Raw genomic sequence first — 18,519 nt, 5'->3', positions numbered from 1 at the left:
TGGATCACCCTTGTCACCTTTAACGTGGCCAATCTTCTTTTGCGATTTATTACCATTGGCATCTACTACTGTGACATACAAATCACCGTTTTTATCGACATGTGGATCTATAAATGATTCACCATTTTTACCATTAATACCGTTCTTACCATTTTCTACCGTTACACTCTTGCCATCAGAGAAAGTAATTACATGATTTCCGGACTTATCTGAAGTTATGCTCTTAATAGTAACTGAGGTTCCATTTTTTCCTGCTTGACCCTGTTTACCTTGTTCACCCTGTTTTCCATCAGGAATAAAGCCTTTTTCTTTACCATTGATATAGATAATAGTTCCTTTACGCTTTTCATCACGTGTAAAAGTTGGTATATCGAAATCTTTCCACTGAAACTTAACAGTCTTAACAGTCGGTAGGCAGCATTCTGCTTCATCACCATTATCATATTTGTTAGCCGCAATAGTTAAGGTAAAATCTTCATTTTCACGATAACTACCGTCAGCATTTTTGTATAAGTCTTCGTGTATGACAAAATTATCATCTAATTTGTCACTACGCTCAATTATTTTTCCATTTTTATCTGTAACAGTGTAAGTTAAACGATCAATACCTTTACTTACCATAGTATTAATGGAATATCCGTTTGGATTATACCATGGATGCTTAGCACTTTCTTCTCGACCACCAAATAAGCCACCCTCTAATTTAGGAGCAGGAGTAACAACTTTAACTTTCCATTCAGTAGTTTCAGCTCTATCATCACCATTCCATGTTTGGAATTTAATATAATATTTGCCAATCTTTTCTGGTGCTGTTCCACTTAAAGAAACTTTATATGGATTTGCTTTACTACCTAATGATTCACGCTTACTATCACGTTGAGAATATTGTTTTTGGTAATTGCGGTCACGCTTAGCTTGGGTTCCATCAGATCCTTTTTCAACAGGATTCATCCAACTTTCAGCACTCTTACCTTCATTTTCATGAGAAGGTTGAACCACAGTATCTTTGATAACATCTATTCTATCTGTTACGTCACCATTAATATCAAATTGCTTACCAGCTATAATCGTAATGGTCTTAGTCTTATTATCTACAGTAGTGTATGGCTTAATAGTTTCATTTCCATTATTCGTGAGAGTCAATGTTGCTTGTGCAGCAAGTTTAGTTGCTGTGCCTTCTCCCATATCAGACTTTACAGTGACTGGCTGTTTAGTTAAATAACATTGATCTGGTCCAGTAACTGCCGTTTGTACATAGAGTTTTCCAACAGGCACTTTAGAAACTGTCACTTGAACACTTGTCTGATCATCCTTACCTACAGTGGCATGACCAATAGCATGTTGTCCAGCTTGATCTGAGTAAACTGTAACTACAGCTCCTTTAGGTAAACCTTTTTTGACATTAATCGTCAATTGCTTGTTCTTCACATTACCAGCTTCATTTAATTCCGAAGCAGTAAAGGATGGCGTTTGTGGTTTTACAGTAATACGAACGTGCTCATGATCTTTCTCACCAGTTGTTTTTACTACTGAGTTATCGCTAAAAGTGGCTGTTGCTACATATTCGAAATAACCAGCACGACTATGTTTGTATTGATTACCCTCTTTTGTAACAATGTCTAATGGCGTTTTTCCTTCAAATCCCCATGTTATTCCAGCAGGCTTAGTACCTGTTGTTAATTGGTTGGCATCTGCTTTATTTTGATAAACCTCAGAGAAAGTATCTCCAACGGTGCGATGAAGTTCATTACCAGCTAAGCGAGCATCTTGAGCTTTTTCACGCACTTCAATATCAAAAGTGTAAGTAGTCTTGAGACCTTCATTATCTACTGCAACAATTTGACGCGTATAATGACCAGGTGTTACATAATCACTTGCTCCATGTTTACCCGTACTTACAGGTCCACTAATAGTAAAGCGATAAGGATCTGTTTTAGCCCCTTTTTTATTGCTTTGAGCCTTAATAACTTGATCTTGATCACTAATCTTTAATCCTTTGATATCTTTGCTAAGTGGTTGATTATTACTTAATTGATATGTAGCTTGCTTAATGGTCTGATCATCGGTTGCAGCTACTGTATATGTTTTATTTTCTCCCTTATAAAACACAAGAGAAATCCTGTTATTATAAGTATTCGTTACACGGTTACCATCTGGATTTTGTGCAAAATCAGTCTTATTTCCTTCGTAAATAGTAACGGCTGGTGCCTGTTCGCTACGAACTATAGTAATAGGAACTTGAGTTGCTTTACCATTAAAAGTCAGGTCTAATACAACCTTACGTTGACATTCACCAGGTTTCCAATCTGTTATCTTAGGCTTACCTGTTAAATTACCATCTTTATCAATAGACAAGCCATAATTTAATGTTTGTGCCTTAAAATCACCAGTCACTCCCGCCTTGGATACCCTAATCATATGACCAGGTGTTACACCTTGCTTTACAGTGTTGAAATCTTGACCTTCTTTGAAAACTCCTACAACATTTACAGGAATTTGCAAATCAATATTAGCAATAGAACGATGTGCATCTTGACTAATAGCCTCACCCAATACAGGTTTTCCACTTTGAGTAAGTTCATAAACAACAGGTTTATTATTGCTTAACCATGAAAAACGATTAGATTTTTGCTGTTCAGGAAGATTTTCAATACCATCTTTAACATCAGGTTCTACCCCTAGTGGAACAGTAATTGGCTGAGTTAATACGGGTTCTGGTCGTTGTGCACTTACATAAGTATCAACTAATTTTACTAAAGAATGGTTAGTATTACTTTCAAAAGAACGTGTGCCCATAACCGATTCAATTTTATGTTCACGACCTCGCTTAGCTGGATCTACATTTCTAGTATAGAATCTAAAGCTCATCGCATCACTGTCTATCATAGTTTGCATGAACACAAGATCACGACGCTTTTGAATGGTATTAATCCGCTCTAATAATCGGTCAGAAGCATCTCCTACCAAACGAACCGATTTACCAACTTGTCTAGGGGCCTTAGCATTAAATTCAGGTTGTTTAGAAACATCATAGCCTTCATTTAACATCAGACGAGTAACAGGTTTATTAGGATCACGCCCACCATCATTTAAACCGAAAATAATACCTTGTAATGTTTTACATTGGCCAGATCTCGGCCATCCGGGATTATAAGTGTAGCCATCAATGAAGGAATTAATCCAAAAACCTCTTCTATCTGGAACCCTGTTACCGCCACTATAAGCAGACACATCCCAATCAGGATCCACAGCTCCAGTTGTATCACCATGACGCATTGCAAATTTTTGTTTCAATGAACCCCAATCAGGCTGAGCTGCTATCTGATTCACCATGTTAGTTAATTGCTGGGCTTTATCATCTATTCTGGATAAGCCTTGCATATTAGCTGCAGTGATAGACATGTGGTTCTTATCACCATCACGATAAACCTCCATAGCATGGTTTTGATCCTCAATAATTTCCTGATCTCTCGGCACTGTGAAATAAAATCGAGCTTTACCGGTTTTTAAATTATTATTATTAAAGGAAACCTGCCACTCATAAGTACCATCAGCTTGTCTAGTAATCTGTTCAGAAATATTGCTTGGATCAATTAATTGACCACTATACGGCTTTCCTTTACTCCAATCATTTGCAATATACTGCTTACGGTCAGTCATATGACCATCTGCAAAAATATGAGAGTAATAATCAATCGTTTGGTTATGATCAAGATCCTGATCAGTATCCCATCCTGTAATAACGGAATCTGCTGCACGTCTCGCATAGGCTAAAACTGCTTTTAATTTATTGAAATCATGCTTATCAGCTTCGCTTGAAAGTTCTGTTTCTGGGTGTAATGCAATCTTTGCATAAAGATCCAACCTTTTGTTTGCCCAGTTTTTATATTCTTGATTTTGCCTATCATCTAATTCAGCATTACTATGATAATTATTATATTGTAAGGTAATATAATCGCTTGTTTCCTTTTTTAAGGCTTCTAATTCAGCTTGTTGTTCAATCTCTCGAAGCTCTTTTTTATTTTTAGCTTGTTTAATTTTGTTATAATATGGCGTTTTATCAGGATCAATTAGATTTTCCATCTTTTGAACTTTATCATGTGCCTCTTTTTTGGCACTAGGCAATGTATCCTGAACGATCTTATTAATAGTTTTTTTGATTTCTTGAACTTTTTGTTTTCTCTGCTCAGTAGAAAGCGGTTGCTGCAACTCTTTAATTAATTCAGCACGTTTAGCTTCTGAAACTTGTGACAATTCATCCTCTAAATCATAAACCGCTTGCTTAGATTCTATACGATTTCTGGCTTCTTCATTATATTGATTTTGCCATTGTTGTTGATCATATTTGCCATCTTTAACTAACAAACACTGACCACCATCGATATTCTTCTTAGGCTGTTCGACGTGATCATTTGTTGCACGATCCGTATCTTTTTTACCAGAATTAATCTTTTCATTTTCTACATTATTTCCAGTAGCAACATTTGCATTAGCTTGCACCAATCTTCCCATAGCACCAAAGTACAATGAAGTAGATAGTAAAACCGAAGCGGTTCCAATAGCCAATTTTCGGATACCAAAATGTGGCACTTGCCGTGCTTCTTGTTGTAATTTATTTTGTAAATTATTCTTAGAAATACCCATGTTAATTTCTCCTAAACATTGTCCAACCCATATTAATAATAAAAAATAAAAATACGTATTTTGACGTCAATACATTTAAATTCTAGTACACCCCCCCCCCCGACTTTCAAGCTTTTTATTATTTTTAAGATAAATATGAAGAATTCAATATACCTAACTGATGATATGCTATATCAATATAGATATAGTTTTTAATTGAATGAAATGCAGGCTTTTTTAATTTTCTTTTAAATTATAGCTAAAAAATATAGTAAAAGGGCTTTGTTAAATATAAAACTTGAATGCGTTTTCATTTGATGAACGTTCTTCTTTGACGATTAAAAAAATATTATTTGTTAACTGTCCAATCTAATTTTTTGTGTAAAAAAAGACCCCGAGATTATATAATCTCGAAGTCTTTTCACTCATTTAATCAAAATAGATTAATTAGCGATAAATTTTGAAATTAATCTTTATTTTTTCTACGATACCCAGAAATTCCTAGCATTGCCGCAATTCCTGCTAATAATAATCCTGTCAAAGCAAAACTATTATTACCTGTTTGTGGTAATTCATGAGCAGTAGCTTTATCACTTCTGATATGAGTATCACTTGCCTTAGTGTTATCTACAGATTTAGATGATTTTATTTTAACGTTATTAACAATATCATCTTTTACTGTGACTTCAGACGATTCTCCTGTAACTCCATTAGCTGTTGGGATAAGTGTCAACTTAGTATCTGGATCTTGTTTTGGTACTGCAACTGTAAAGTTTCCTTGGTCATCTGCTGTACCTGTGCCGATGGTCTTGCCATCTTTATCCTTAACTTCAACTTGTGCCTTTGGCGTCGTCTTGCCACTTACTACTGTCTTAGCTGAACCATTTTCATGATTAATTGCCTTACCATCAATAATAACTGGTATTTCATTTATTGACTCAATTGTTGAATTTCCACTCACTACTGGCACATCTTTTACTGTAACTTCAGCTGGTTCGCCTGTAACTCCATTAGCTGTTGGCACTAGTGTCAACTTAGTATCTGGATCTTGTTTTGGTACTGAAATTGCAAAGTGTCCTTGGTCATCTGCTGTACCTGTGCCAATGGTCTTGCCATCTTTATCCTTGACTTCAACTTGTGCCTTTGGCGTTGTCTTGCCACTTACTACTGTCTTATCTGGCGTCTTTGGATCATTGTGGGCAGTGCCTTCATTTACTACTGGCACATCTTTTACTGTAACTTCAGTTGGTTCTCCTGTAACTCCATTAGCTGTTGGGATAAGTGTCAACTTAGTATCTGGATCTTGTTTTGGTACTTGAATTGTAAATTTGCCTTGGTCGTCTGCTGTACCTGTGCCAATGGTCTTACCATCTTTATCCTTGACTTCAACTTGTGCCTTTGGCGTTGTCTTGCCACTTACTACCGTCTTATCTGGCGTCTTTGGATCATTGTTAGCTGTACCGTCATTTACTACTGGCACATCTTTTACCGTAACTTCAGCTGGTTCTCCTGTAACTCCATTAGCTGTTGGGATAAGTGTCAACTTAGTATCTGGATCTTGTTTTGGTACTGCAACTGTAAAGTTTCCTTGGTCGTCTGCTGTACCTGTGCCGATGGTCTTGCCATCTTTATCCTTGACTTCAACTTGTGCCTTTGGCGTCGTCTTTCCACTTACTACTGTCTTATCTGGCGTCTTTGGATCATTGTTAGCTGTACCGTCATTTACTACTGGCACGTCTTTTACTGTAACTTCAGCTGGTTCTCCTGTAACTCCATTAGCTGTTGGGATAAGTGTCAACTTAGTATCTGGATCTTGTTTTGGTACTGCAACTGTAAAGTTTCCTTGGTCATCTGCTGTACCTGTGCCGATGGTTTTGCCATCTTTATCCTTAACTTCAACCTTTGCCTTTGGCGTTGTCTTGCCACTTACTACTGTCTTATCTGGCATCTTTGGATCATTGTAAGCTATACCTTCGTTGACTACTGGCACATCTTTTACTATAACTTCAGCTGGTTCTCCTGTAACTCCATTAGCTGTTGGGATAAGTGTCAACTTAGTATCTGGATCTTGTTTTGGTACTGCAACTGTAAAGTTTCCTTGGTCATCTGCTGTACCTGTGCCGATGGTCTTGCCATCTTTATCCTTGACTTCAACTTGTGCCTTTGGCGTCGTCTTTCCACTTACTACCGTCTTAGCTGGCGTCTTTGGATCATTGTTAGCTGTACCTTCACTCACTACTGGCACATCTTTCACTGTAACTTCAGCTGGTTCGCCTGTAACTCCATTAGCTGTTGGGACTAATGTCAACTTAGTATCTGGATTTTGTTTTGGTACTTGGATTGTGAAATGACCGTTTTCATCCGCTGTACCTTCACCAACCTTATTTCCACTCTTATCCTTAACTTCAACCTTTGCTTTTGGCGTCGTCTTTCCACTTACTACCGTTTTATCTGGTGTCTTTGGATCATTGTTAGCTGTGCCTTCATTTACTACTGGCACATCTTTCACTGTAACTTCAGCTGGTTCGCCTGTAACTCCATTAGCTGTTGGCACTAATGTCAACTTAGTATCTGGATTTTGTTTTGGTACTTGAATTGTAAATTTGCCTTGGTCGTCTGCTGTACCTGTGCCAATGGTATTGCCATCTTTATCCTTGACTTCAACTTGTGCCTTTGGCGTAGTCTTTCCACTTACTACTGTCTTATCTGGCGTCTTTGGATCATTGTTAGCTGTACCTTCACTCACTACTGGCACATCTTTCACTGTAACTTCAGCTGGTTCGCCTGTAACTCCATTAGCTGTTGGCACTAATGTCAACTTAGTATCTGGGTCTTGTTTTGGTACTTGGATTGTGAAATGACCGTTTTCATCTGCTGTACCTGTGCCAATGGTCTTGCCATCTTTATCCTTGACTTCAACCTTTGCCTTTGGCGTAGTCTTGCCACTTACTACTGTCTTAGCTGGTGTCTTTGGATCATTGTGGGCAGTGCCTTCATTTACTACTGGCACATCTTTTACTGTGACTTCAGCTGGTTCGCCTGTAACTCCATTAGCTGTTGGCACTAGTGTCAACTTAGTATCTGGATCCTGTTTTGGTACTGGAATTGTGAAATGACCGTTTTCATCCGCTGTACCTGTGCCAATGGTCTTGCCATCTTTATCCTTGACTTCAACTTGTGCCTTTGGCGTCGTCTTGCCACTTACTACTGTCTTGGCTGGTGTCTTTGGATCATTGATAGCATTGCCATCTTTAACTACTGGAGTATCTTTCACTGTAGCATTAACTGGTTCACCTACTAAATTAGGTTTATCTCCGTTTTTCAGACTTGGGGTTAACACTATATCAGTTCCATCAGCTTGTTTTGGAATATCCACTGTAAAGTGTCCCTTATCATCCGCAGTAACAGAAACTGGTTGTCCAGATTTATCTTTAATTGGATTACCATCAGTATCTGTAATTGTAACCTTAGCATTTGGTGCGGTCTCCCCACTTACTACTGTCTTATCTGGCTTATCGCTAGTATTCTTAGCCTTTTGATCAGTAATAGAGATACCTACTGCTACATTTACTGGTGTCCCTGCCTTAGGTCCATTAATTGGCGTAATTGTCAACAATGTACCTTGCTCCTGTTTTGGAATTTCAACAGTAAAGTTACCATCTTTATCCGCTTTGACAGGAGTCTTGGAATCAGTAAATTCATGACCATTAGGACCTACAATTTTAACAACAGCACCAGGTAATGTTTTACCAGTTACGATTGTCTTATTCTTAGTATCATCATTGTTAGCCGATTGGTTAATGATTTGTGGTTTGATAAATCCGACTGTTCCCTTAGCAGGATCAGAAGATTGCCCGTCCTTATTCTTTGCTATTGCGGAAATTGGACTTCCATCCTTAACTGCTTCAGCAGGAATAGTAATAGCACCCGTTTCTGGATCAATGGTTACGCCAGTTGGTACATCTCCATCTAATTTCCATTTACCATCTTTGTCTTTATGAGCAGCAATAGTTTGTTTTGGCTGCGGTTCATTTTCATCGATGACCTCATTAACCGTGTTAGGTACCATATCTACATCAATAGAAACATTATTAGCATTATCTGCTGGTTTAATGGTTACACTGCCGTTCTCAGGCGTATCAATTGTTGGCTTAGCTGGCTTTTCAGTAACCGTAACTGTAGTTGCATCGCCTGTTTGATTATTGTTTGTAGGAATAAGTTTTAATTGCTTGCCTGCAGCTTGTTTTGGTGTAACAGCAATCTTGAACTTACCTTCCTGATCAGTGACACCTTCACCAATCTTCTTTCCAGTTTCATCTTGAACTTCAATCTTGGTTCCTGGAAGCGATTTTCCTGTAATTTCTGTCTTATTTTTATCACCTGAATCATTGGTAGCAGCCCCATCATTGATAAATGGTTTGTCTGTTACAACAACATTAACGGGTACTTCAATTGGATGATCAATTCCTGGAATTGTCACTTCAACGACACCTGGTACCTTCTCAGCTGGATTTTCTGTATTTGGCTTATGATCCTTCTTCCACTTAAAGGTTGTCCCTGAAGGAAGATCGCCAATATTAGCAATGCTATCTTCTGGTTTTGGATCGCCACCTTTAGCAACCTTAATCCCATCATTAGCATTTGGCTTTGGAACTACCTCAATTGTAGTTGGTACTTCAATTTCTTTATCCACACCTGGAATTTTGACTAAAACAACACCATTCTTGTTGCCTGGTACTTTGTTATCAGGTGCCTTACCATCCTTCCAAGTGAAAGTAGTAGCATTATTTGGATCAGATGGCAGCTGATCAGCGTTTTTAATACTATCCTTAGCATTCAGAGGTGTCTTTCCTTCAGGATCTTGAAGAACTACACGATGTTGCTTAGTTGGATAAGGAATGACTTTCAACTTAGCATCAACAGTTATTGGCTTATCTGAACCAGGAACTGTAATTTCGACTTTTCCAGCAGTTTCTCCTGGATTATCAGTAGACGGTTCTTTTGTCCAGTTAAAGGTTGTTCCTTTTGGATACTTATCATGATCAGCAACACTCTTCTTAGGATCAGGTGTTTGACCTTGGAGTGTGACTTGATCCTGACCAGCTGGATTTGGCAACACATTAATGGTTACCTCAACCTCTTTAGCTTTCATACCTGGAACAGTTACAGTGACCTTCTTAGTCACAATACCAGGTTTAGTTAAATCAGGATTGCCATCCTTCCAAACAAATTTAGTGTCATTAGGATACTTGTCATTGCCTTTTACGCCAGATTTAGGATCCACGGAGCCATTAACATTGGTGTTGATAGTGCCACCTTTAGGTGCAGGTAATACATTTACTGTAACTTCTACTGTCGCAGGCGTTTGAACACTAGGAACTTTTACCACTACCTTACCTTTAACCGTTCCAGCTGTACTTGTATCAGGAATCTGAGCAACCCCAGCAGAGTCTTTTTGCCATTCTGCGGTTGTGGTTTGTCCCTCTTTAGATTTGATTCCTTTACTTGCCTCAGGTGTTTCTCCTTCAAAGACATTAATAGATTGAGTCTCGGGAACTGCAACAACTTTAACCTTAACATCTGGAGCCTTAAGTGGATCTTTTTGACCTGGTATATGAATTAAAATATTGCCTGTTGGCTCACCCGCTTTGGAAGTATCAGGTGTTTTCTCCCATTCAAATGTCGTATTCTTTGGATACTGGTCTTTATTACTAATGCTGTTCTCAGCATCAGGACTAGTTCCAACAAAGACTGTATTATCGGTGGTTTGAGGTTTAGGCGACTTCACTTTAACAGGTACATCTATATTTCCTTTAGATCCATCAGCATAAGTAATCTCAACTGGAACAGTAAAGTCTCCAGCTGTTTGACCATTTGGAATTTTATTGGTCGAAACCTTATATTGAATCTTATTCTTCTTATCTTCAGGATAACCAGAGATAGTAATAGCCTTTTTAATGTCATCTTCTGAAGTTTGCTTGCCAAATTCTTTTTCAACTGGAGTAGCTGCTGGTGTGTATTGCTCAGTATCTGGAGCCTTCACGATTACTGGCACATCAACAGTAGCTTTTGATCCATCTTCATATGTAACTACCACTTTAACTAAAGTTTTGCCTGATTTATGTGAATCTGGCTTAGCACTGCCCTCAGCAATGGTAAATTGAAGTTTATTTGCATCCCCCGGAGTCTGCTTATCACTCTTAGTATAATTTGGAACAGATACTGCTCCCGTAATTTCACTATCTTTAATCTCTTCACCGTAATTCTTATAAATAGTTTTAGCTTGTGGCAAATTCTTTTCAGTGTAACCTGCTTCAGATTGTCCAATAATTACTGGAACTTTTGTTTTCTCTGTAGAACCATCTTTATATTTGATAGTCACAGCAACATCAGTATGTCCTTCAGCAAAGCCATCTGCGGGAATAGTATCATCTACAGAAATAGTATAGTCACCTTTATTAGGATCCAAGCCATTAATGGTAACTGCTTTCTTAATATCGTCTGCTGTAATTTTACGTTCAGCATAAGTTTTCTTAATTGGCGTCACTGTTGGATCATAATTATCGGCTTGCTTATTGCCTACTGTTACAGGAACTTGAACAATAGCAACTGACCCATCTGGATAAGTGACTTCAACAGGAACATTTACTTTAGTAGATGTTTGCCCATCTGGCACATTAGCATTTTTAGCTACTTCAATCTTTGGTTTAGTCTTATCAGTAGGATATTTAGAATCAATCGTAACCTTACTTACAATCTGGTTCTTAATATCGTCTTGTTTGGTCCCCCATGGCACTGTTAATGCATCAGCCTTTGGTGGATAAGTAACACTTGCTGGATCAGCTACTGTCACAGGAACATTAACGATGTCACTTGTACCATCCTTATAAGTTACCTTAACCTGTACCTTCACTGTACCAGGTTGTTTTCCGTCTATAGCAGTTTGCCCTGGAACAACTTCTATCTTGGTTACATCTTTATTAGGTACTACTTCAGAAACTTGCGGACCTTTTTTAACTGTAACTTGCTTAATAATTTCTTCATTAGTTGCCGGTTGGCCATAATCTTTTTTAAGTTCAGTAGCTACTGGCTCATATTGTTTATTAAGTGGATCTTTAGTAATAACAGGAACTTCTACCACCTTATGGGAACCATCATCAAATGTTAATTGTACACGTACTTTTTGCGTGCCTGGATGTTTACCATCAGGTAGCGTTTGCCCTGGAACAATTGTTTTGGCCTTAATATGTGAAGAAACTTTAGGGCCGTCATCTTGCTTAATTACTTTTAATACATCATTTTCTTGAGTTGCTTGTCCATACTCTTTTTCAACTTGCCCTATAGACTGACTCACATCAGACTTACTTTGGGGCTGTTCTACTGTAACTTTGACCGTTGTTGTATCAGCAGATCCATCTTTATAAACAACTTTAACAGGAACTTCAAACTGACCAGCTGTTTTTCCATCTGGAAGGCTTGATTCTTCAAGAACCTGAACAGTATAGTCAGTCTTTTTTACTTTTTTCCTACCTTCCTTTACTTTAACTTCATTTTCGCTGGTGTTTTCAACTTTGTTCTTAATAGTATCTTTTGAAGTACCATAAGCAACACTTATACGTCCTTTAGTGGCTTCACATTTAGCAGCTAGCGTATCATTACCGATCGTCACATGGACTTGAACATGATCTTTAGATTGATCTGGATATGTAACTGTAACAGGCACAAAGTAGTCTTTTTTATTATCCTTATTGTAATCTTCTATTTTACCATCAACTGCAACTGTTGGATCTGCATAATTATTAGGATACTCTTTATCCTTAGTAACAGCCTTTTTAATGTCATCTTGAGTTACTGTATCAGTAGTATTAGTCTTAACTACAGGAGTTACTGTAGGATCATACAAATCAGCATCCTTATCAGCATAAAGTTCAAGCGTTGCTGTGGTAGTGTTACCCTTCGCATCTGTTAAGGTCACTGTTTCTTGCCAAGGCTTACCTTCTTCTGCTGCTTGATTTGGTGCCTTAACCGTTAAATCAACGGTTGCAGGATTGTCAATTGTTGCATCAGTAATCTTAGAAATCTGTCCTGCTGTCACAAAACTTGTTCCTGTTGCTGTCACACCTTGTAATTGACCTGATGTATCGTGCAATTTAAGAGAAATCTTAGTTTCACCACCACGTACGACCTTTACACGATAGACAGTATGATTATCTTTTGTAATTGCTTCAGCATCTTCTGGTTCTTCAATCACAGGAGGAACATCATCAATGATAGTAAGCGTTGATTTGACATTCTTAGTAGAACCATCTGGTAAAGTAACGCAAATTGATACTTCTTTTGGAGTACCTTTACCATCTTTACCACTTGTTGGATCAGTCCATTTTGGCTCTGTTGCCCATGAATAAGTTGATCCTACTGGAAAATCATTCCCCTCTTGAGAAATACCATCTTTTGGATCAGGATAATTATTACCGTCTGACATCTTATAAGTTAATAATTTTCCGTGGACCTTGTTACCATACTTTTCACTCTGGTTATGAGGATATAATCTAACTTTCAAAGTCGTCGTGTTTCCTGAAGGATCGACTGCTTTTACAACTCTAGAATACTTATCTCCTAACGGAGCTTGGCCTGTTAAAGTAAATGACTTAGGATTATCTTTTGATCCTGTGCCATCTGGTTTTGAACTCTTTACTCCGGGAATAGGCATCATACTTAAATCATTAATCTGACCGCTATTATCGGTTGATGTGATCTTAAAGTCCACATCTTCACGTGCATAACTATCAAGTTTAATATAACCATCTTTATCTTTAGCAGTTATTTCAACATAATTGCCATTTTCTTTCTTGTAAACTTTAATTTCAGGAGCGTTTTGGTCTTGTACATTAACGGGTACTGATACATCTACTGGCTTACCACCATTACGATTATCATTAAATGTAATTCTTACTTTACCTGGTAATGCATTACCAACTTTATCAGTTTTTGGCTGTTCTACCCATTGAATAGTTGGTGCTGGAATATCCACTTTTCCTGTTGTTTTATTCTTAACTTCTGCAATTCCTTCTGTGTTACCTAGTGCTACTTTAGCATCAGGCAATGTTCCACCTAAAGGCACCGTAATCGGTTCAACATTCAATTTTAATTTAGGATAAACAGTTACTGACACCTTCTTAGTAACTGTATGATTTGCATCGTCTGTTACTTTAAAGGTAAATTCATGTTTACCCACTTCACTATCAGGTACCGACAATAAAGTGGTCGTTCCTTTCATATGGTCATCTTGATAAGAAGAATACGTTGTCTTCTGCTGAGTTGACAATATATTCATTAAGTTTCCCATATCAAACATACCTGACGCAATGCCAGTTGCAATCTCAAAGTTAACCTTGACATTATCCTTAGCATCAAAAGTAAAAGTCAAATCGTCACCTGCGGTAATTTCTGATGGAGCGGAAACTGTTAATGTAGGTGCGACATCATCTTGGGACACATTGCTTGGATCACTTGGATCGGAAGTGATTTCTCCACCATTTTTAACAATGGTAGTGGCCTTTACTTTCGTATTATCGGGCATTTTATCTTTGATAACAACTTCTGCACTACCATTATTTACTTGTCCTTCTCCTAGAACTTTATTTTTATCATCAGTTAAACGAACAATTGCTCCATCAGGTACTCCGTCCCCAACAGATACCGTTACTTTCTGATTTTCTTGGTTAGCATGCCCAATCAAGTTAGTCTGGATGACTGGTTTCAGAGGTTTGACTTTGAAAGTAACATCAGTTTCATTTTTAGAACCGTCAGGATAAGTAGCAATCGCTTTTCGTTTGAATGTCCCAGCTAAGTCAGTTCTCGGTTCCTTTTCAAATTCAACTTTTTGTGGCTGTACATTCCCCGTAGTAGTCACATATTGTTTAGCATCCACTTTTTTATCAGCAGTCTGCTTTAATGAATCACCGACCTTTACTTCAACAGTCTTTCCAGTTAATGTATTAGCTAAATTATCTGGTTTCTTAACTTTAACGGGAACATTCACTGTATGATAGGAACCATCTGAATAAGTAACTTTCACAACCGCAGAACCTGCATCAGCTGTATCCCCAGTTTTGAACGCATCTGGTGCTAAATTAGTATCTGGAATTGAAACAACAGATGGTGTGCCTTTTTTATCATCTGCTTTATTATATTTTAATTTTGCAAAAATATCATTATTGCTTGGCTTTTCACCACGTTTAACAGTAATCACATCTGCCGTTGGAGCAGCATATTTACTACTTTGGTTCTTCAATTGAACCTTAACACTATGAGAAGTAGTATTGCCTGCTTCATCAGTAGCTGTCACAGCAATATCATATATTTTCTCTTTAGGTTGGCCATTTACCTTATTTTCAAATTTTTCCTGACTATAGTCCTTACTATATTTTGCAGATTCAGTAGCAGATTGATTATCCACACTAAAGTCACCACTTGGCATGCCTGTAACCTTAAAGTTCTTTAACTTACCTTCGTTATCTGAGGCTTCAAATTTAAGTGGTGTACTTTCTCCTTGATAAGTTGTAAATTCCTTACCATCAGTCATTGGTTGCCCATTTAAATACAACTTAGGTGCTTCACTATCACTCTTTTTACGCGGTAAATTTTCTTCTCCATATGGTTCACGACCAGAAATGAAAGTATAAGCAGAATTAGTAGTTCTACCATAAGATGATGTGTTAGCCCAAGTATAAGCATTTTGAATATCTTCAGTCGTTACACCAGGTCTCAATTTAACATCACAGTGCAAGTGAGCTGCTTCGTTAACAGCGGTCGTTCTAACACCAATACCATAACTGTAACTACTGTAAGGTGCACTCAACTTAGTCGCATTTTTAATAGTTTGATCATCCTTATTAGAATGGAAGGTATCGCTTAAATCTTGATTACGACTTCTGCCTGCACGTACTCCCAACGTATAAAGATAAATAGATTGACCAAAAGAGTGATCTGTCTGTAAGGGATTTAATTTAGCTGAGTTAGCATTATTTTTATAGAAATTTGAAAAATCACGAGACAACACAGCATTATACGCAGATGACGCATTTTTGTCATAAAAATCAATAGATAAGTTAGACAAAGTATCGCCTTTATAACCACCATTATTCAAATCTGCGATTTGGTAAGGTATTTGCCAAACATATTGTTGCTGATTGGAGTGCTTAAGCATCGAACGACCATCATTATTGAAAAAGACATCAAAAACTAAATACTTACTGCCATTTCTTTCTTCAACATGTGCATACATATCAGTTTTTAGGGTAACGTCATTCCACTCTCCGACATTATCACTTCCAACTGGTTTCTTTTTTCCTTGATCATTAACTCCACGATAACGTTGCAATTCCAAAATATTTGGTTTTTTAAGCCATTCAGGATTACTTACTGCATCACCACTACGATCTTGGTATACAACAGCTTGCCCATTTTTAGCAGACTTAACGCTTGCTAAGACTTTATCAACTTGTTTTTTATCATGTATGATTTCATTGATTTTAGCTTTAACTTTAGATTTAGCTTTAGTTTCTGCTTCTTCCTTCTTAGGTGCAGAATCAGCTAATGAATTTTTATCAACTTTTCCAGCTTTTTCTTTATTAGTATCCGCATCAACTTTTATTTTTGCTTTTTCGGAATGTTGGACATCAGTTGCTACAGTTGAACTTGCAGCAGCTGAGTTGGCGTACCCTAATAAGAAAAGTGAAGATAAAGCTACTGAAACAACACCAACACTAAACTTACGAATACCATAATACGTAACCTTTTCTCTTTGTTTAAGATCACGCATATATTTATTATTTTTACCAAACATATAACTTACTCCTAATAATTATCTATATTAATTAATAATAAAAACACGTCTTTTGACGTCTATACACTTTAATTTTAGTACACCCCCCCCCCCGACTTTCAAGTTTCCTGCTCTTGGATTCAATCTGATTTTTTTGTAAAAAAAGACCCCGGATTATATAATCTCGAAGTCTTTTCACTCATTTAATTAGCGATAAAACGATTTGATACACACTAAATTTTTTCAATCGCCATTTCTATAAATAGATATTACCATCACTGTCAGCTTCTTTGACTAATGCTGCAATGCCCTCAATAAAGCCGATAAGTCCAGGTATACAAGTCCAAAAGAAAAGGATATAAACAATACCTACCATCCGACCTGCGTAAAATTTATGAATACCAAAACTACCTAAAAAAATTGCTAGCAAAGCATATACTAGTTTATTTACTCTTCTACCATTATGATAAAATTGCTCTTTATTACATTTTCTAACAATAATTTCATCGCCAGTTTTATAAACTTCCAATTCATCATCTACCTGAGGAATAAAATCTAAAGAAGCAGTATCTACTTCTTCAATGGAACCGTTGTCTAACCCGATAATAGTCTTACTTACATTAGTTTTTAACACTTTAGCCATGGTTAATACCTCGTTTTTTTGGAAAAATATAAGTTTAATAATAAACGTTTATCTCATTTTGTCAATAATTATACATATCAATTCTGGCTTGTTTAGATAAGGTAAACATAATAAAAACCTCGAAATTCTGGTTCGAATTTCGGGGTTCATACAAGTAATACTACTTTGTCTTTTTCAGTTTAACAACTATTTTTCATTTTTTCGTTTTATATCTACTATAGTCATTAATCCACTCAATCCTAACATAGCCATTCCTAATGCGTAACCTTCTTCTGAAGAACCTGACTGTGGTAATTTCTTTGGTTCAGGTTTTGGCTCTGGTTTAGGTTTAGGTTGTGGCTCTGGCTTTGGCTGTGGCTGCGGTTCTGGCTTTGGCTCTGGCTGCGGCTGTGGTTTTGGTTCCGGCTTTGGCTCTGGTTGCGGCTTTGGCTCTGGCTTTGGCTCTGGTTGCGGCTTTGGTTCTGGCTTTGGCTCTGGCTTTGGCTCTGGTTGCGGCTTTGGTTCTGGCTTAGGGGTTGGACATACTGGACATGGAGTTGGTTTTTCCTTCTTAACTACCTTTTCATAAACATAGGTTATGGATTGGTCCTTGTTGCCAACTATCTTGCCTGTCGTACTCTTACCTTCTGTTGAATAAGTTGGATTATCTTTTGGATCTTGTGTTTTCACAAATTTGAATCCGTCTTTTTCATTCTTTTCGGTTGTGTACTCATCGCCGTCTCGTCCATCAACTTTATTTTCATTTTGTTCTGTCTTAACGACCTTACCGTCTTCATCCTTAGTAACATAAATGTGAATTTCCTTGAAGGATCCACTCTTTGGCTCTGGCTTAGGTGTTGGACATACTGGACATGGTGTTGGTTTTTCCTTCTTAACTATTTTTTCATAAACGTAAGTTATAGATTGGTCCTTGTTGCCAACTATCTTGCCTGTCGTACTCTTACCTTCTGTTGAATAAGTTGGATTATCTTTTGGATCTTGTGTTTTCACAAATTTGAATCCATCTTTTTCATTCTTTTCGGTTGTGTACTCATCGCCGTCTCGTCCATCAACTTTATTTTCACTTTGAATTGTATTAACAACGTTTCCGTCTTCATCTTTAGTGACATAAATGTGAATTTCTTGGAAAGATCCTTTCTTCGGTTCTGGAGCTGGAGCTGGTTGTTCCTTCTTAACTACCTTTTCATAAACATAAGTTATCGATTGATCTTTATTGCCAACTATCTTTCCTGTTGTACTCTTTCCGTCTGTTGAATAAGTTGGATTATCCTTTGGATCTTGTGTTTTCACAAATTTGAATCCATCTTTTTCATTCTTTTCGGTTGTGTACTCGTCGCCGTCATGACCATTAACTTTATTTTCACTTTGTTCTGTCTTAACAATGTTTCCATCCTCATCTTTAGTGACATAAATGTGAATTTCCTTG

At 37.4% G+C, this 18,519-nt stretch carries 4 protein-coding genes; all 4 read right to left on the bottom strand.

Going from position 1 to position 18,519, the window contains the following annotated elements:
* The coding region (locus HMPREF0520_RS06165; protein ID WP_006729702.1) for a sialoglycan-binding domain-containing protein at positions 1-4,644 on the bottom strand (4,644 nt) is incomplete at its 3' end.
* Positions 4,645-5,089: 445 nt separating this feature from the next.
* On the bottom strand, positions 5,090-16,471 hold the full coding sequence (locus HMPREF0520_RS04310) for an Ig-like domain-containing protein (RefSeq protein ID WP_006729701.1): 11,382 nt from the start codon (positions 16,469-16,471) through the stop codon (positions 5,090-5,092).
* A 235-nt stretch (positions 16,472-16,706) separates the two neighbouring features.
* Positions 16,707-17,093, bottom strand: coding sequence for a TM2 domain-containing protein (locus tag HMPREF0520_RS04305; protein WP_006729700.1), 387 nt, complete (start codon positions 17,091-17,093; stop codon positions 16,707-16,709).
* A 186-nt stretch (positions 17,094-17,279) separates the two neighbouring features.
* A partial coding sequence (locus tag HMPREF0520_RS04300; RefSeq protein ID WP_006729699.1) for a MucBP domain-containing protein occupies positions 17,280-18,519 on the bottom strand: 1,240 nt, incomplete at its 5' end.

It is taken from the genome of Lactobacillus iners DSM 13335 (genome assembly GCF_000160875.1).
GTDB classification, from domain to species: domain Bacteria; phylum Bacillota; class Bacilli; order Lactobacillales; family Lactobacillaceae; genus Lactobacillus; species Lactobacillus iners.
This window is presented reverse-complemented; position numbering and strand designations above follow the sequence as displayed.

Bases quoted from the DNA above. Each gene is read 5' to 3' on its own strand.
- HMPREF0520_RS04310 (WP_006729701.1), bottom strand. From the start codon at position 16,471: ATGTTTGGTAAAAATAATAAATATATGCGTGATCTTAAACAAAGAGAA.
- HMPREF0520_RS04305 (WP_006729700.1), bottom strand. From the start codon at position 17,093: ATGGCTAAAGTGTTAAAAACTAATGTAAGTAAGACTATTATCGGGTTA.